Origin of the sequence: Fulvimarina endophytica (assembly GCF_003403015.1) — a bacterium.
In the GTDB taxonomy this organism is placed as follows: domain Bacteria; phylum Pseudomonadota; class Alphaproteobacteria; order Rhizobiales; family Rhizobiaceae; genus Fulvimarina; species Fulvimarina endophytica.
In genome coordinates, this window is record NZ_QURL01000005.1 from 385,880 (window position 1) to 402,998 (window position 17,119).

Annotated in this window: 17 protein-coding genes; 8 read left to right on the forward strand and 9 right to left on the reverse strand. The window is 65.0% G+C overall.

From position 1 onward, the window contains the following. Positions 1-111: 111 nt before the first annotated feature. The 8 genes from DYI37_RS13820 to DYI37_RS13855 all read left to right on the forward strand — a co-directional run bounded on the left by DYI37_RS13820 (position 112) and on the right by DYI37_RS13855 (position 9,212). Positions 112-1,011 (forward strand): NAD(P)-dependent methylenetetrahydromethanopterin dehydrogenase, encoded by a 900-nt coding sequence (locus tag DYI37_RS13820; RefSeq protein WP_116683837.1) that lies wholly within the window; start codon positions 112-114, stop codon positions 1,009-1,011. A 6-nt stretch (positions 1,012-1,017) separates the two neighbouring features. Next, positions 1,018-2,223, forward strand: a complete 1,206-nt coding sequence (locus DYI37_RS13825; RefSeq protein WP_116683838.1) for an ATP-grasp domain-containing protein — start codon at positions 1,018-1,020, stop codon at positions 2,221-2,223. Positions 2,224-2,284: 61 nt separating this feature from the next. After that, positions 2,285-3,259 (forward strand): methenyltetrahydromethanopterin cyclohydrolase, encoded by a 975-nt coding sequence (gene mch / locus DYI37_RS13830; RefSeq protein WP_116683839.1) that lies wholly within the window; start codon positions 2,285-2,287, stop codon positions 3,257-3,259. An 11-nt stretch (positions 3,260-3,270) separates the two neighbouring features. Further along, positions 3,271-4,206 carry a RimK family alpha-L-glutamate ligase gene (locus tag DYI37_RS13835; protein WP_116683840.1) on the forward strand — a complete coding sequence of 312 codons (936 nt, stop codon included), beginning with the start codon at positions 3,271-3,273 and terminating at the stop codon, positions 4,204-4,206. Then, positions 4,203-5,162: a triphosphoribosyl-dephospho-CoA synthase gene (locus DYI37_RS13840; protein ID WP_116683841.1), complete on the forward strand. Its 960-nt coding sequence runs from the start codon at positions 4,203-4,205 to the stop codon at positions 5,160-5,162. Before DYI37_RS13835 ends, DYI37_RS13840 begins: the two co-directional genes overlap by 4 nt. Before the next feature lie 237 nt (positions 5,163-5,399). Beyond that, positions 5,400-5,909 (forward strand): formaldehyde-activating enzyme, encoded by a 510-nt coding sequence (gene fae, locus DYI37_RS13845; RefSeq protein WP_116683842.1) that lies wholly within the window; start codon positions 5,400-5,402, stop codon positions 5,907-5,909. A 714-nt stretch (positions 5,910-6,623) separates the two neighbouring features. Then, a complete protein-coding gene (locus DYI37_RS13850) occupies positions 6,624-7,652 on the forward strand; it encodes an HlyD family secretion protein (protein WP_116683843.1) in 1,029 nt (342 codons plus the stop codon). A 3-nt stretch (positions 7,653-7,655) separates the two neighbouring features. Further along, positions 7,656-9,212 carry a DHA2 family efflux MFS transporter permease subunit gene (locus DYI37_RS13855; protein ID WP_116683844.1) on the forward strand — a complete coding sequence of 519 codons (1,557 nt, stop codon included), beginning with the start codon at positions 7,656-7,658 and terminating at the stop codon, positions 9,210-9,212. Positions 9,213-9,356: 144 nt separating this feature from the next. Here the strand turns inward: DYI37_RS13855 and murA are convergent, their stop codons facing one another. The 9 genes from murA to DYI37_RS13900 all read right to left on the reverse strand — a co-directional run bounded on the left by murA (position 9,357) and on the right by DYI37_RS13900 (position 17,075). Then, complete coding sequence (gene murA / locus DYI37_RS13860) at positions 9,357-10,646, reverse strand: UDP-N-acetylglucosamine 1-carboxyvinyltransferase (protein ID WP_116683845.1); 1,290 nt, start codon at positions 10,644-10,646, stop codon at positions 9,357-9,359. 123 nt (positions 10,647-10,769) lie between these two features. Then, positions 10,770-10,925 (reverse strand): hypothetical protein, encoded by a 156-nt coding sequence (locus tag DYI37_RS13865; protein ID WP_199520160.1) that lies wholly within the window; start codon positions 10,923-10,925, stop codon positions 10,770-10,772. A 10-nt stretch (positions 10,926-10,935) separates the two neighbouring features. After that, positions 10,936-12,270, reverse strand: a complete 1,335-nt coding sequence (locus tag DYI37_RS13870; protein ID WP_116683847.1) for a bifunctional folylpolyglutamate synthase/dihydrofolate synthase — start codon at positions 12,268-12,270, stop codon at positions 10,936-10,938. A gap of 185 nt (positions 12,271-12,455) precedes the next feature. Further along, the gene (gene accD, locus DYI37_RS13875; RefSeq protein ID WP_245413915.1) at positions 12,456-13,388 is read right to left on the reverse strand and encodes an acetyl-CoA carboxylase, carboxyltransferase subunit beta; all 933 of its coding nucleotides are present in this window, start codon (positions 13,386-13,388) and stop codon (positions 12,456-12,458) included. A gap of 67 nt (positions 13,389-13,455) precedes the next feature. Continuing rightward, positions 13,456-14,280: a tryptophan synthase subunit alpha gene (gene trpA / locus DYI37_RS13880; RefSeq protein WP_116683848.1), complete on the reverse strand. Its 825-nt coding sequence runs from the start codon at positions 14,278-14,280 to the stop codon at positions 13,456-13,458. A gap of 149 nt (positions 14,281-14,429) precedes the next feature. Beyond that, complete coding sequence (gene cutA, locus DYI37_RS13885; RefSeq protein ID WP_116683849.1) at positions 14,430-14,753, reverse strand: divalent-cation tolerance protein CutA; 324 nt, start codon at positions 14,751-14,753, stop codon at positions 14,430-14,432. A gap of 11 nt (positions 14,754-14,764) precedes the next feature. Then, entirely contained in the window at positions 14,765-15,157 is a 393-nt protein-coding gene (locus tag DYI37_RS13890; RefSeq protein WP_116683850.1) for a hypothetical protein, read from the reverse strand. A 29-nt stretch (positions 15,158-15,186) separates the two neighbouring features. Continuing rightward, positions 15,187-16,407, reverse strand: coding sequence for a tryptophan synthase subunit beta (gene trpB, locus DYI37_RS13895; protein ID WP_116683851.1), 1,221 nt, complete (start codon positions 16,405-16,407; stop codon positions 15,187-15,189). Continuing rightward, positions 16,404-17,075 carry a phosphoribosylanthranilate isomerase gene (locus DYI37_RS13900; RefSeq protein ID WP_116683852.1) on the reverse strand — a complete coding sequence of 224 codons (672 nt, stop codon included), beginning with the start codon at positions 17,073-17,075 and terminating at the stop codon, positions 16,404-16,406. The genes trpB and DYI37_RS13900 overlap by 4 nt, the downstream gene beginning before the upstream one ends. Positions 17,076-17,119 lie beyond the last annotated feature (44 nt).

Sequence of the window (17,119 nt, forward strand, 5' to 3'; positions counted from 1 at the left end):
TGGGCGAAGGATTTTTCTACCCGAACGGGCCTTCGCCAGCTCCCCTCTTCGATGTTAGGAGAACGCGAGGGCAACGGGCGCCACCTCACACGAAGCCGATGGGAAACAGCGATGCCGAAGAACATTCTCCACATGCTGACGCCGCACAAGCATGTCAGCCCGTTCGACGTGAACCAGGCGCTCGATGCCGGCTATGATTCGGTGACGCCCTACGAACAGGTCGAGCTCGACGAGGTCGCAGATCTCGTCCAGGACGTCATCTTCTCGCGCCCACCCGATCACGGAACCTCTTCGGCCATCTTCTTCGGCGGCGACGATGCGGTTCTCGCCCTCGACATGATCGACACGGCGAAGAACGCGCTGGTTCCCCCCTTCACCTGCAACATCATGGCCGATCCGGCCGGATCGTTCACGACCGCGGCCGCGATGGTGGCGAAGGTCGAGAAGGCCCTCAAGGAAAAGTCAGGCACCGAGCTCAAGGACACGACGATCGCGGTATTCGGTGCGACCGGCGTGGTCGGCTATTGCGCCGCCGTCATCGCGGCGATGGAAGGCGCGAAGGTCAAGATCGTCGGCTATAGCGGCGTTGCCCGCGTCCAGAGCCGCGCCGACGAGATGAAGCAGCGCTTCGACGTCGACGTGGAGGCCGTCGACGGTTCGTCCGACGAGAAGAACACGGCGATTATCGCCGATGTCGAGGTGATCCTGTCCGCCGCCAAGGCCGGCGTTCGCGTGCTCTCGCTCGACCAGCTGAAATCGGCCTCGAAGCTTCTCGTCGCCGCCGACGTCAACGCGGTCCCGCCGCTCGGCCTCGAAGGCATCGACGTGATGGACGATGCCGCCGAGATCGAGGGCACGAAGGCGGTCGGGATCGGGGCGCTCGCCACGGGCGTCTTCAAGTCGAAGACCGAATACGGCCTTCTGCGCCAGATGATCGACGCCGAAGAGGGCCAGGTGCTCGACTTCCGCCATGCCTTCGAGCTTGCGCGCAAGCTGGTCAACGAAGGCTGATCGGACTTGGACGGCGCGGATGCGAGTTCTGCCAGACCGACGATCTTGTGCGCGGCCTTCTCGGCCCGCCAGATCGCGGAAAGCGCGCGCCTTTCGGGTTTCGATGCGCTTGCGGTCGATTTCTTCGCCGATCTCGATCTGCGCGCGAGCGCCAGGCGATCGGAACTCGTGACCGGCGCTTATCCGGACGGGTTTTCGGATACGGATCTGATCGCCGCTCTGGAACGGGTGTCCGAAGGCGAGACGCCGATCGGCTTCGTCTACGGTGCGGGCTTCGAGGACCGTCCGGAGTTGCTGGACGAGATCGCCCGGCGCTGGCCCGTCCTCGGCACGAGTGCCGAGGCGTCCCGCCGGCTCAAGGACCCGTTCTGGTTCGCCCGAATCTGCGAGCGTGCAGGCGTCGCCTTTCCACAGATCGCGCCCGCCGCGCCGTCCGATGACGACCTCTGGCTCATCAAGCGCGTGGGCGGATGCGGCGGCAGCCATGTTCGATGGGCGAACCGTGTGCGGGCGGCCGGCGGATCCGGCGATCGCTTCTACGCCCAGCGCTTCGTCGAAGGTGAACGCTGGTCCCTGCTCGCGCTTGCCGCAGACGGCATGACCCGCTCCCTCGGATTCTCGCACCAATGGACCGATCCGAGCGAGGACGAGCCGTTCCGCTACGCAGGCGCGGTGGGCCCGCTCGATCCGCCGCCGCCGATCGTTAAGTCGATGGTCGATGCCCTCGGCCGGCTGGTCGCCGCCGCCCACGACGACGGCACGACCCTCACGGGACTTCTCAGCGCCGATTTCGTGGAGGCGAACGGTCTCGTCCATTGCCTCGAGATCAATGCCCGTTTCGGCGCGACGGTCGACGTGTTCGACCGGCCCGAGGCCCCTCTTCTCAAGCTCCATCTGGATGCCTGCGAGGGCCGCCTGCCCCAGACGCTCGCCCCCTATCCGGCAGGATGCCGGGCGGCCGGCCTCGCCTGGGCGGACGTCGATCTCGATTTCGGCACGGACCATGTCTGGCCGCACTGGACGCGAGACCGCTCGCATCTGCCGCGCCACTACGAGGCGGCCGAGCCGATCGCCACCGTCGTTGCGGAAGGGCGCACCGCCAAGGAAGCCAGGGAGCGCTTCGAGGCGCATGTCGAAAGCCTCAAGGCGTCTTCCATATCGAATAATGCAGTGGGCACTGCCAACCGCGTGCCGAGCCCTGCAATGCCGTGAGGCCTGGTCTCGACAAGGGAACAGGGAAGGACGGCATATGCCAGGATCGGGAGGAGGACCCATGTCTACCGAGACGAAAGCCATTTCCGTAAACGAGAAGGTCGTTCCGCTCGTCCAGCAACTGATCGCCCGGGCGGGCGATCTGCGTTGCGAGGTGAAGCGCGGAGATGCCGGCGAAACCATCATCGACGCGGGCGCGTCTGCTCGCGGCTCGCTCGAGGCCGGACGCATCATCACCGAGATCTGCCTCGGAGGCCTCGGGAGCGTTCAGCTCGGCGCCGGCTCCTTTCTCGACCGCTGGCCGTTCACCCTCACCGTCGCGACCTCCCAACCGGTGCTGTCGTGCCTGGGCAGCCAGTATGCCGGCTGGCAGCTGACCCATGGCGAGGGCGAGACCGGCTATTTCTCCATGGGCTCCGGGCCCGGCCGAGCCCTTGCCGGGCTCGAAGAGCTCTACAAGGATATCGGCTACCGCGATCAGGCGGACGCCGCGGTCCTCGTCCTGGAAACCGATACGCCGCCGCCCGAACCCCTCGTGCGGAAGATCGCGCAATCCTGCGGCGTCGCGCCCGATCGCCTGACGCTGATCATCACGCCGACGACCTCGCTCGCCGGTTCGGTCCAGATCGTCGGCAGGGTGGTCGAGGTCGCGCTTCACAAGGCGCACGTCCTGGAATTCGACCTGTCCCACATCGTCGAAGGCATCGGGACGGCCCCGCTGGCCCCGCCCCATCCGGACTTCATCACCGCGATGGGGCGCACGAACGACGCGGTGATCTATGGCGGCCGGATCGTGCTTCACGTGAACGGATCTGCGGCCAAGGCCCGCGAACTCGCCGAGAGACTGCCAAGTTCCACGGCGGACGATTACGGCAAGCCTTTCGCGGAGATCTTCCGGGAATACGACGGCGACTTCTACAAGATCGACCCGATGCTGTTCTCGCCGGCCGAGGTGCAGATCGTCTCGCTGGAGTCGGGCGAGACCTTCCACGGGGGCGGGATCGACCCCAAACTCATCGACGCCTCCTTCGGCTGATCCCACGATCCATGGCCGCGTCGCCCCGCATCCTCATCGTCACCGCGAGCCTCGATCGTCATGCCCGGCAACTGGGCACGGCGTTCGAGGCGCTCGGCGCCAAAGCGCACTTCGCCCGCCTGGCCGAAATCGGCTTCGATACGGGCACCCGGTCCGGCCTCGCCATCCCGGGCTTTGCGGACGACCTCCCGGACGCGGTCTGCGTGCGGACCGTCGACGGCGGGACGTTCGAGGCGGTGACGCGCCGGCTCGGCATCCTTCACGCGCTGGCGCAGATCGGCGTTCCCGTCTCCAACAGCGCGCGGGCGATCGAAGCCTGCGTCGACAAGGCGGCGACCAGCTTCCGCCTCCACGCTCGCGGGCTTCCGAGCCCCCGCTCGATCTGCATCGAGAACCGGGCGGATGCCGTGGCCGCACTCGAGGCGGCGGGCCGGCCCATGGTGCTGAAGCCGCTCTTCGGAAGTCAGGGCAAGGGTCTGAAGCTGCTGCGCGAGCCCTCCGACCTGCCGCCCGATGACGAGATCGCGGGTCAGGTCTTCTATCTGCAAGAATTCGCCGGAAAGGCCATCGGCACCCGCTGGACCGATTATCGGATTCTCGTCTCGAACGATCGGGCGATCGCCGGCATGCGCCGCGAAGCCGCCAACTGGATCACCAATATCAAGCAGGGCGCGACGGCCCTGCCGATGGAAGCGGACGAGCGGATGAACGCGCTCGCGGTGGACGCCGCCCGAGCCGTCGGTGCCGATTTCTGCGGCGTCGATCTTCTTCGCGATGGAGATGGCGCGATCCAGATCATCGAGGTCAATTCCATGCCGGCCTGGACCGGCCTGTCCCGGGTGACGCCCATCGACATCGCACTGGAGCGTGCGGGCGACCTTCTTGCGCAACTGGCGCGAACCGGGCCTTCCGAGATTGCCGGCAGCCTGCTGCCCCACGCCGTATGACGAGCGGCAGCGACACCGTCCGCCCCGGACTGCATGACACGGGGCCCGAAGACGAGGCGCCATCGGGACGCGGGATCGAAGCGGCCTTTCTCGCCGCCTGCCGTGCCGAACTCGCCGCGATCAAGCCCGGCAATGTCCATGTCCATGCAGCCGGGCATCGCATGGACGCGCAGACCTTCGAGAAGGCAGCGCTCGCTGCGTCCCCGATCGTCGCGGACGCGGGGCTCGGGGTCGGCGAACGCGTTCTTGCCGCGACACGGGCCAGCGTCGCGGCTGCCGGATGCAATGCCAATCTGGGCATTCTCCTCCTTGCCGGACCGCTTGCCAGGGCCTTCGAGCGCGCGGGACCCTCACCCGGCGAGGTCGCGTTGCGCAGGGCGCTGGAAACGGTTCTCGCCGATCTCGACGCCGAGGATGCGAGGTCCATCTTCGCGGCCATCGCCCATGCCTCGCCCGGCGGTCTCGGCGAGGCGGGAGAGGAAGACGTGCGCCGCGCTCCGCAGATCGGCGTCGTCGAAGCGATGGGGCTGGCCGCGGGCCGCGATCTGATCGCCAGGCAATACGTGAACGGCTACGCCGATCTCTTCGACACCGGCCTGAAGGCTGCAGCGAGGGCTCCGACCGCTCTTCGCGAGCATCCGGCCCTCGGCCTCGCCTTCGCGATCTACATCGCCTTCGCCGCGCGCTTTCCCGATTCGCATGTGAGCCGAAAGTTCGGGCTGCAGCGCGCCGAGGACGTTCACCGGCGTTTCAAGAATTTCGCACAGGTTTGCGAGAGCTGCCGCAATGGGGAAGAAATCGCCGCCAAGGCATTGATATTGGATAGGGAATTGAAGAGCGAAGGGATCAATCCGGGGACCTGCGCGGACCTCACCGTCGCAACGCTCTTCATCCTCTACTTTCAAAGACCGGGTTTTTTCCCCGCTCCCTTGCGCGCGAGCCCCCCTGATGATTGACTGCGCCCCGTCGAGGTCCATGTGACCGCGAAGCTATCCGGCCAACCGGTCTCGCTGTGGGACGCCGCCAACAAGGGTAGCCGTGAGGGCGGAACGCGAACGCGTCCGCCGACCGGGGAGATGGCGGCCTGACGGCTCGTTCGGGCTTTTCGGACGCGATCTCGTGTCCCGGAAAGGGAAAATGACGAGGTGTCGTCGGAGTGATCCGATGGGACCAATCAACAGGAGGAATTGCTCATGGCAACCATCAATAAGGTCATGGTCGGCGAGTCGCTCGTCGGCGAAGGCAACGAAGTCGCCCATATCGATCTGATCATCGGCCCCCGCGGTTCGGCCGCCGAGTCGGCATTCTGCCACTCGCTGACGAACAACAAGGACGGTTTCACCACCCTCCTCGCGGTCGTCGCGCCGAACCTGCCCTGCAAGCCGAACACGGTGATGTTCAACAAGGTCACCATCAAGGGCGCCAAGCAGGCCGTCCAGATGTTCGGACCGGCTCAGACCGCCGTTGCTCGCGCCGTCGCCGACTCCGTCGAGAAGGGTATCATCCCGGCCGACGAAGCCGACGATCTCTACATCTGCGTTGGTGTCTTCATCCACTGGGAAGCCGAGGACGACGCCAAGATCCGCGAATACAACTACCAGGCGACGATGGAATCCATCGAGCGCGCCGTGAAGGGCACGCCGACCGCCCAGGAAGTCGTTTCCAAGAAGGGCTCCGCCGAGCATCCTTTCGCCGGAAGTTAGACAAGAGACCATCCCGGGGGAGAGGACGAATCGGCGATGTCCGGTGGACTCCTCCGGCGATTGGCCGCCAAATTCGGCTTTCAATAAGCCGCGCGCCTCTCTCGCGGGCGCTCAATCCAACGAAAAAGGAGCCGAAAGGCTCCTTTTTCACATTCGGAAGGGCTCTCGGCCGGAGGTTAAAGATCGGCGTTACTGGCACGCCTGCCGGTCCGACCGGTCCGTCTTCCAGCTCGAACCGGCGGTCCGCCAAGTCAGCCGCATCCGATCCGCACTTCCAGCCCTCCTCGTTTGCCCGAAGGCGAACCGCCCGACCCCTGCCTTGCGTTAAACGAGGCGCCTGTCCGGGCAGCTCTCCCCGCGGGCCCCATCGTGGTTACGTCGAAGAGCCGTGGTCGACGCGGTCCGCTCGTTCGATCGCGTGGCGCTTCTTAACCTTCGAAAATTACATTCCGTCCACGACGTCGTTCCGGAATTGCACTTCCGTTCAATCGACATTAAACAAAGAGACGGGCCGGGTTCCGCGAACGCGCGGGAGGTCGTTGCCGGTCATCGTGACACGTTTCCCCATTGCCAGACACATCCTCCTGTCGGCGCATCGGCGGTGTCCGCGATGCCCGGTGGGCGGTTTCCGCGCTGCCGGTTCGCTCGTCGCGAGGGTGAAGCCTGCGATGACGGACCGGTATCGCGATCGGCAAGTTCAGGACAGCAGTGGCAATGAAATCTCTTCGACTCATCGGCATTCTGGTGCTCGTCGCCATCATCGGCGCGGGCCTCGTCGTCTATTGGGAATATGAACGCCTCTATCCCTCGACGGACGATGCGCGGATCGCCGCCAACGTCATTACCATCAGCCCGCAGGTGGGCGGCCCGGTGGTCGAGGTTCTCGTTTCCGAAAACCAGCGCGTGACGCAAGGCGAAATCCTCTTTTCCATCGACCCCGCGCCTTACGAGGCGGCGCTCTCCGAAGCGCGCGCCAATCTCCAGACCGCGATCCAGTCGAGCGGCGCCTCCGATGCGCAGGTCTCGGTCGCCAACGCCTCCATCAACCAGGCACAGGCAGCCCTCAACGACGCGGAATCGGAGCTTGCCCGCCAGCGCCAGCTCTTCGATCGCGGCGACATCGCACAGGCCGCCCTCGATCAGGCCCAGTCGAACCGGGATCAGGCGGCCGCCCAACTCGCAAGCGCCCAGGCCAACGCCCAGGCCGCGCTGGCGACCCGTGGACCGACGGACGCGGACCCGGCCGCCGTCCAGGCAGCCCAGGCGAAGGTGAACCTTGCCCAGCTCGATCTCGACCACACCCTCGTGCGCGCACCGGCGACCGGCTTCATCTCCAACCTGACCCTGCGACCGGGCGCGGTGGTCGGCGCCGATCAGAGCCTCTTTTCCCTCGTCGACGACAGCCGATGGTGGGTGGACGCGAACTTCAAGGAAACCGACCTGTCGCGAATCCGGCCCGGCCAGCCGGTCAACGTCTCGATCGACATGTATCCCAACGTGAACCTCAAGGGCACGGTAGAGACCCTCAGCGCCGGCTCCGGCTCCTCGTTCTCGCTTCTCCCGGCCCAGAACGCGAGCGGCAACTACGTCAAGATCGTGCAGCGCTTTCCGGTGCGCATCGCGCTGGAAGAGAGGCCTGCCGATCCGGTTCACCAGCTGCGCGTGGGAGCGAGCGTCGAGGCCAGCGTCGATACCACCGACGGCGAGCGCGGCATCATCGAACGCATCGTCGGGCTGTTCTGAGCGATGAGCGAGAACGCGGACACCGGCGCCCAATATTCCACCCGCCAACAGGCGGCGGCCGGCATCCAGTGGATCCTGGTGATCGCGGTGATCTCGACCGCGGTTCTGGAGGTTCTCGATTCGACGATCGTCAACATCGCGATCCCGCATATCGAATCGACCTTCGGCGCGACGGACGACCAGATCACCTGGATCCTGACGAGCTATATCGTTGCCTCGATCGTCGTCATGCCGCTCACCGGCTACTTCACGCGGCGCTTCGGGCGGCGAAAGGTCATCCTTTCGGCGATCGCCGGCTTCGCGGCCTTTTCAGGGCTTTGCGGCCTGTCCTGGAGCCTCGAGGTGATGGTCGCCTTCCGGATCGGCCAAGGCCTCTTCGGCGCCTTCCTCATTCCGCTCTCCCAATCGACGCTGTTCCAGGCCTTCCCGAAGGAGAAACGCGGGCAGGCGATGGCGCTGTTCGGCCTCGGCGTCGTCGTCGCGCCCGTGCTCGGGCCGACGGTAGGTGCCTATCTCACCGACACCTTCGTCTGGCGCATGGTGTTCTACGTGAACCTGCCGATCGCCGCCCTCGCCTTCCTGCTTCTTCTGGGCGAGATGCCGAAGGATCAGGGCCAGAAGGTCGAAACCGACTGGACCGGGCTGATCCTCATGGCGCTGATGGTCGGAGCGATCCAGTTCATCCTCGATACCGGCGAACAGCGCGACTGGTACGACTCCAAGCTGATCCAGGTGGCGACGGCGACAGCCATCCTCGCAGGCGGGATCTTCGTCGTGCGCGGCATCGGCAAGCGCGACAACATCGTCGACCTCAACCTGTTCGGCGATCGATCCTTCCTCGCCGCCAATCTCACGATCATGGGCTTCGGCATCGGCATGTTCGGCACCATCGCCATCCTGCCGACCTTCGTGCAGACGCTGCTCGGCTATCCCATTCTCGAGGCCGGCTACCTGTTCATTCCGCGCGGCATCGCCTCTGGCTTCTCGATGGTGGTTACGGGCTCGCTGCTCGTCGGCCGGTTCGATCCCCGTCTTCTCGTCTCGACAGGCATTCTGCTGACGGCCGGCGGCAGCTTCATGTATGCCGATCTCAATCTCGATGCGAGCTTCTGGAACCTCGCCTGGCCGGGCGTCCTCTCGGGCCTCGGCCTCGGCCTCGTCTTCGTGCCGCTCTCCACCGTCGCCTTCGATCGGATCTCCAACGACAAGCAGGACGAGGCATCGGGGCTCTACGCTGTCACGCGCCAGTTCGGCTCGTCGATCGGCATTGCGGTGGTCTCGGCGCTTCTCGTCCAGCGCATGGCGTTCCACTACGCGGTTCTCGGCGAGAACATCACGCCCTTCTCGCAGGCTGCTAGGGATTATCTCATTCCCTACGGCGTGCCGCTCGACAGCGCGGCGGGCGCCGAGATCCTCGCCGGCGAGTTGTCCCGGCAGGCGAGCCTGATGGCCTATATCGACGTCTTCACCTTCATCGGCTGGTCCTCGCTCGTCACGCTGCCCCTTGTCTTTCTCATGCGCAAACCCCAGCGAGGCGGCGCGCCGACGGTGGCACACTGAGGCATCGGATCAAAGGGCTCTCGCTCCACACAGCACCCCTCGAAAAACCCACGCGAAACTCGAGCACCAAAAACGCCGGCTCCGACTGTCATGTCGGAACCGGCGCCGTAGAAACGTCTGGTCTGTTCGCGGCGGGGCGAGGGCTCAGCCCGCGATGCGCGTGATGTCTGCGCCGCAGCCCGTCAGCTTCTCTTCCAGCCGCTCGAAGCCGCGATCGAGATGGTAGACGCGGTTGACCTCCGTCTCACCCTCGGCGACGAGGCCGGCGATGACGAGCGAGACCGAAGCGCGAAGATCGGTCGCCATCACGGGCGCGCCCTTCAGCACCGGAACGCCCTCCACCTTCGCCGTCTGGCCGGACAGGGAAATCCGCGCGCCCAGACGCGCGAGTTCCTGAACGTGCATGAACCGGTTCTCGAAGATCGTCTCGGTAATGTGGGAGACGCCCTCCGCACGGGTCATCAGGCCCATGAACTGGGCCTGGAGATCGGTCGGAAATCCCGGATAGGGGTCGGTCATCACGTCGACGGGATGGATCCCGCCGCCGTTTCTCGAAACGCGCAGACCGCCCTCCACCGCCTCGATCTCGGCACCGGCCTGCCGCAGCGCGCCGAGGGCGTTGTCGAGAAGATGCGCGTCGGTATTGGTCAGGAGGACATTTCCGCCCGTCATGGCCACCGCCATGGCATAGGTGCCGGTCTCGATACGGTCCGGCAGCACCGAATGGCGCGTGCCGGAAAGCTGCGCGACGCCTTCGATGCGGATGGTCGGCGTGCCGGCACCCTCGATCTTCGCGCCCATGCTCTTCAGGCAATTGGCGAGGTCGACCACCTCCGGCTCGCGCGCGGCGTTCTCGAGAATGGTCTCGCCCTTGGCAAGCGTCGCCGCCATCATCAGCACATGGGTCGCGCCGACCGAGACCTTCGGAAAGACGAAGCGCGTGCCGACGAGACCGTCCTTGGCCTCCGCATTCGCATAGCCGGCATCGATCTCGATCGTCGCGCCGAGCGCCCTCAGCCCGTCGATGAAGAGATCCACCGGCCGCGTGCCGATGGCGCAGCCGCCCGGAAGCGAGACCTTCGCGCGGCCCATGCGGGCCAGAAGCGGGCCGATGACCCAGAAGCTCGCCCGCATCTTGGAAACGAGTTCGTAGGGCGCGACCGTATCGACGATGGTGCGCGCGCTGAAATGAATGGTGCGGCCGGTCGCAGCGTTCTGTCCGGCGCGCTTACCGGCGACCGTGTAGTCGACGCCGTGATTGCCGAGAATGCGGATCAGCTGCTCCACATCGGCGAGATGCGGCACGTTTTCGAGCGTTACCTGATCGTCGGTCAGAAGCGTCGCGATCATGAGCGGAAGCGCTGCGTTCTTGGCTCCCGAGATCGGGATCGTTCCGTTCAGCGCGTTGCCGCCACGAATGCGAATACGGTCCATGAAGAAGAGTGCTCGTCGGTTCGAATGATGAAGTCGGGGGTTCCTACACCAGAGCCGGATGCTTCACAAACTTTACGTTCCGGCCGCGCGATGGCGCTCCGCCGCCTCTCCGGCACCCGCTCGTCACGGCCGCAGCAGGACGACGACGCTGAAGACCACGATGCCGGCGAAGGCGATCTTCCAGAAATCGCTTCGTCGCCGCAGTCCCGGCAAACCGAGAGGACGGATGAGATGAAGCCCCATGAGGAGGATGAAGAGAAGCGAGAAGAGCTTGCCCAACCGGCCGTCCTCAGCGCGGGGCGAGACCGCTCCTCTCAAGGGCCTCCCCAACGAGATAGAGCGATCCGCAGATGAGGAAGCGCGGCGCCGGGCTGACGGCCCAGTGGGTGCTGACGAGGGCGATCGCCTCCTCGATCGAGCCCGTGGCTTCGGCATCGAGCCCGGTATCGAGCGCAAAATCGGCGAGCTCGTTCGGATCGATACCGGCATCGGTCGTTGCGAGCGGAACGGTGAGGACCCGGCGCGCAATGCCGGAAAACGCCTCGAAGAACCCGGTCGGGTCCTTGGTGTTGAGCATGCCGCAGATCAGGAAGAGCGGCCGCGAAACGCGCTCCTCGAGCCCCGCGAAAACCTCCGAGATGGCGGCGCCCGCCCCCGGATTGTGCCCTCCGTCGATCCAGAGTTCGCCGCCTTCGACGACGGCGTCGAACAGGGCGCCGGACGTGATCTTCTGAAGGCGGCCGGGCCAGTCCACGCTGCCCATGCCGGTCTCGATCGCCCGATCGCTCGGGTTGAACCCGCCCTTGCGCAGGGCCGCAATGGCGGTTGCGGCATTGGAGATCTGATGGCGGCCGGCAAGGCGCGGCAGAGGCAGGTCGAGCAGGCCGTCATCGTCCTGATAGACCAGACGCCCCCGCTCCTCAAAGGCGAAGAACTCCTGGCCATAGGCCGAGACCGGCGCATTGTTGCGATCGGCGATCCGGCGGATCACCTCCAGGGCGATCGGCTCGGCCTGCTGGCCGACGACGAGGGGCGTGTTCGGCTTGATGATGCCGGCCTTCTCGGCCGCGATCAGCTCGACGCTGTCGCCGAGATAGGACTGATGGTCGAGAGAAATGGGCGTGATGACCGAAACCGCCGGCTGCTCGATGAGGTTGGTCGCGTCAAAACGTCCGCCGAGCCCGACTTCCACGACCGCCACATCGGCGGGATGCTCGGAAAACAGGAGAAAGGTCACCGCCGTCAGGATCTCGAAGACCGTGATCTTCATGTCTCCCGCCGTTTCGGCAACGCGCCTTACGGCCGCCGCCAGCACGTCGTCGGGCACCAGACGTCCGGGTTCGCCCGCGCACCCGAGCCGGTAGCGCTCATGCCAGGAAACGAGATGGGGAGAGGTGTGGACGTGGACGCTGCGGCTATCGGCCTCGAGGATCGCCCGCGCGAAGGCGGAGGTCGAACCCTTGCCGTTCGTGCCGGCCACATGGATCGTCGGCGGCAATCTTAGGTGCGGATCGCCGAGCGCTGACGAGATCACACGAATCCGGTCCAGCGAAAGGTCGTAGCCTTTCGGCAGGCGCGCGAGCAGCCGATCGATTTCGGCATGGGCCAGGGAAGTCGACGTCATGGCAGGGCCCTAGAGCAGGATGAGAAGAAGGTGGGCACCGGTTTTCCGCTCGCATCCTGCGGAACAGAGGGTCTAGAGCGCGGTGTTCGATTCCAGCGAATGCCTTCGCGCACCAGTGCGCGAAGCGGTCGAATGCGAAGGATTGGCGGCCGGGGTCGGCATGGCGGGAAGACGAGCCGCCGCGATCAGGCCGCGCCGGCGTCCACGCGTTCGGGCGCGGCGCGCTCCTCCGTCGACCCGGCGTCCGCGCTGTCCGCGAGCGCCTCGATATCGCTCTTCATCCAGATCTTCAGGAGCGAGGCGATCTTCGCCTTCAGGTCGTGGCGGTGGACCACCATGTCGACCATGCCGTGTTCCAGGAGATATTCGGCGCGCTGGAAGCCGTCGGGCAGCTTCTCGCGGATGGTCTGTTCGATGACGCGGGCACCGGCAAAGCCGATGACGGCGCCGGGCTCGGCGATGTGGACGTCGCCGAGCATCGCATAGGAGGCGGACACGCCGCCGGCCGTCGGATTGGTGAGGACGACCACATAGGGAAGCCCCGCCTCCTTCAGCATTTCGAGCGCAGCCGTGGTGCGCGGAAGCTGCATGAGCGAGAGGATGCCCTCCTGCATGCGCGCGCCGCCCGAGGCCGAGAACAGGACGAGCGGCTTCTTCTCGGCGAGCGCCACCTCGAACCCCTTGATGATCGCCTCGCCGGCCGCCATTCCGAGCGAGCCGCCCATGAAGGCGAAATCCTGCACGGTCGCGACGATGGGCAGGCCATGGATGGAGCCTTTGCCCACAACCACCGCATCGTCCATGGCGGTCTTGGCCCGATACTCCTTCAGGCGGTCCGTATAACGCTTGGAGTCTCGGAACTTAAGGGGGTCGGTCGCGACCTCCGGCAGGTCCACCGTCTCGTAGGCGCCATCGTCGAAGAAGGCTTTCAGGCGATCGTTCGCCCGGATCTTCATGTGGAAGCCGGATGAGGGAACGACCCACTGATTGGCCTCGAGATCCTTGTGGAAGACCATCTCGCCCGTTTCCGGGCACTTGATCCAGAGATTGTCCGGAACGGTCCGCGGGCCGAGAAGGCTCGAGAACTTCGGGCGGACGTAGTTGGTGATCCAGTTCATGACGTGACGCTTTGCGTTCGTGTTTGGTGACGCGCGTGACCCGATGTGGGCAGGCGGCTGTGCGGACTCAAGCCTTGGAAGCGCGAAGCCCCGAGGACAGGTCGCGAACCACCGAGAGCGCCGCCTCGACGGTTCGGCTGCCGGCCCGGCCCTCTTCGAGCGAATTCTCGATGGCGGAGACGATGGCGGAGCCGACGACCACGCCGTCCGCACCCTTGCCGATCTCAACGGCCTGTTCGGCGGTGCGCACGCCGAAACCGACGCAGACGGGAAGATCGGTATGGCGCTTGATCCGCTCGACGGCTTTCGCGACCTTGCCGGCATCGGGCGCGGCCGCGCCGGTGATGCCGGTGATCGAGACGTAATAGACGAAACCGGAGGTGTTCTTCAGAACGGCGGGCAAGCGTTTGTCGTCGGTGGTGGGCGTTGCGAGACGAATGAAGTTGAGACCGGCCTCAAGCGCCGGGAGGCAGAGTTCGTCGTCCATCTCGGGCGGCAGGTCGACGACGATCAGGCCGTCGACGCCCGCTTCGAGAGCTGCAGCGACGAAGCGGGCGACGCCGTAGATATAGATCGGATTGAAGTAGCCCATCAGGATGACCGGCGTCTCGTCGTCGCCCGCCCGGAAGCCCTTCACGATATCGAGCGTCTTCTGGAGGCTCGCACCGGCCTTCAGCGCGCGGATGCCGGCTTTCTGGATCGAGGGTCCGTCGGCCATCGGATCGGAGAACGGCATGCCGAGTTCGATGATGTCGGCGCCGGCGCCCGGCAGGTCGCGCATGATCTGAAGACAGGTCTCGTGATCCGGGTCCCCGCCCATGATGAAGTTCACCAGCGCCGGTCGCCCCTCGGCCTTCAGCTTGGCGAAACGGTCCTCGATGCGTGTGGTCATGGCAAGCTTTCGGCGGCAGCGGTTCTGGACGACGGGACGCGAACGGCAGGCAAGGCCATTCGTCCGCAGGAAATCGTCCGCACCCTTACGCGATCCGCACCGACGATGCCAAGACTCGCGCTTCGTCCCTTAAGAGGCGACGGGAGTTCTCAGGCGCTGGTGCAGCTCTCGTCGATCCAGCGCTTCGTCGCCTCGTCGCTGAACGGCACCACGAAGCCGAAGATCGCCGGCGTTTCGTAAGGATGATGCTCGCGGATCATGGCGGCGATCCGATCGAAGAGATCGGCGCGCGTCTTGATGATCAGCGGCGTCTCGTCGCCGCGATGCTGACTGCCGTCGTACCAGTAGCGGCTGTCGATTTCCTTGGCGATCTGGCAGCAGGCCGCCAGCCGCTCGTCGAGCAGGATATGGGCGAGCTGGCGCGCGTCCTCCAGGCTTGGACAAGTGGTCTGGATTTCGATGATGTCGGTCATGGACGGCCTTTCTAGCTGGCGAACAACACGACTGATGCCCCAAATAAAGCGAACACCGCCATCAAGATATAAAAAATCTTCAGCGAATTTCCGTATGTGACGCGAAAGCCTTCAGGCTGATCAAAATCATCAAGAAGACCCTTATAGGAATGCCAAAACTTCATTTGAGATTCTGAAATCTTGACCAATTCCTTAGTTCTAATCTCTAACGCCCAAAATACTGCCGAAATGCCAAAAAGTACTACGAATATCATTGCCCCGGCGTAAAGATTGACGCCGGATAAGAAAGATGCTGCAGCAAAAATTCCAGCATAGAGAGCGCAGAAATACTGAACCAGCCTCAATCTCTGGTCAGCGTGAATTTTGAACATTTCGAACACGAACTCGGCTTTATCCTTCTTCATATCATATCTTCTATCCACACTACTAAGCCTCAGATTTCCACGCCAAGATGCTTGGCCGCCGTGTGGACGTCCTTGTCGCCGCGGCCGCACAGATTCATGATGATGATCTTGTCCTTGCCCATCTTCGGTGCGCGCTTGACCACCTCGGCGAGCGCATGGGCCGGCTCCAGCGCCGGGATGATGCCCTCGGTGCGGGTGAGGAGCTGGAAGGCGTCGAGCGCCTCGGTGTCCATGATCGGGACGTATTCGACGCGGCCGGTATCCTTCAGCCAGGAATGCTCCGGCCCGATGCCCGGATAGTCGAGACCGGCCGAGATCGAATGGCCTTCCTTGATCTGTCCGTCCTCGTTCTGGAGAAGATAGGTGCGGTTGCCGTGCAGGACGCCGGGCGAGCCTGCGGTGAGGGACGCGCAGTGCTCGTCCCCGTCGAGGCCCTTGCCGCCCGCCTCCACGCCGACGATCGCCACATCCTTGTCGTCGAGGAAGGGATGGAACAGGCCGATGGCGTTCGAACCGCCGCCGACGGCCGCGACGAGGAGATCGGGCAGCCGGCCTTCGGCCGCCAGCATCTGCTCGCGCGCCTCTTTGCCGATCACCGACTGGAAGTCGCGCACCATCTCCGGATAGGGATGCATGCCGGCCGCCGTGCCGATCAGGTAATAGGTCTCCTCGACATTGGTGACCCAGTCGCGCATGGCCTCGTTCATGGCGTCCTTGAGTGTGCCGTGGCCCGCCGTGACGGGCACGACCTCCGCACCCAGAAGCTTCATGCGGAAGACGTTGGGCGCCTGACGCTCGACATCGGTCGCGCCCATGTAGACGACGCAGGGCAGGCCGAAACGCGCGCAGACCGTGGCCGTCGCGACGCCGTGCTGGCCGGCTCCCGTCTCCGCGATGATCCGCGTCTTGCCCATCTTGCGGGCGAGGAGGATCTGGCCGAGGCAGTTGTTGATCTTGTGCGAGCCCGTGTGGTTCAGCTCGTCGCGCTTGAAATAGATCTTCGCACCGCCGAGCTTCTCGGTCAGCCGCTCGGCGAAGTAGAGTGGCGAGGGACGGCCCGTATATGTGGCGTTCAGCGCATCCAGCTCGCGCTTGAAGCCGGGGTCGCTCTTGGCCCAGGTCCACTGCTCCTGAAGGTCGAGGACGAGCGGCATCAGGGTCTCGGCGACGAACCGGCCGCCGAACTTGCCGAACCGGCCTTCCTCATCGGGACCCGCGCGGAAGGAATTCGGGTTCAAAGCCTGGTTCATGACTGGTCTTCTCCTTGAACGTCCGTCTCGCGCGCCCGCTCCAGCGCGTCGAAGAAGCGGTTGATGCGGCCGATATCCTTGATGCCGGGCGCGCTTTCGACCCCCGACGATATGTCGAGTCCGGCCGGGCGCGCAATGCGCACGGCTTCTTCCACATTGTCGCTGTCGAGCCCGCCCGAGAGCATGAAGGGCACGTCGCGGTCAAGCGCCGTCAGAAGCCGCCAATCGAAGGAAAGGCCGTTGCCGCCGGGAAGATTCGACCCCTGCGGCCGCTTGGAATCGAGAAGAATGGCATCGGTGACGGACCGATAGGGCTCGATCCGATCGAGATCGTCGATCCCGGCGATCGGCAGAGCCTTCATCACCTTGAGGCCCGTCTTCGCCTTCGCCTCGGCCACCCGCCGCTCGGTTTCGCTCCCGTGCAGCTGGAGCCAGTCGACCCCGACATCGCCGGCAAGACGGGCGAGAAGGTCGTCCGAAGGATCGACGGTAACGGCGACGGTCTGCGCGCGGCCCTGAACATAGTCGACGAGTTCGGCCATTTCGGCGAGATCCACATGGCGCGGGCTCTTCTCGAAGAAGACGAAGCCGAGATGGCTCGCGCCCCGCGCGATCGCGGCATCGATGGCCTCGAAGGTGGAGAGGCCGCAAATCTTGACGTCGAGCATCCGGCAGCCTTTCTGCGTGCATTCGATTGTCGTGCATGAGCCGG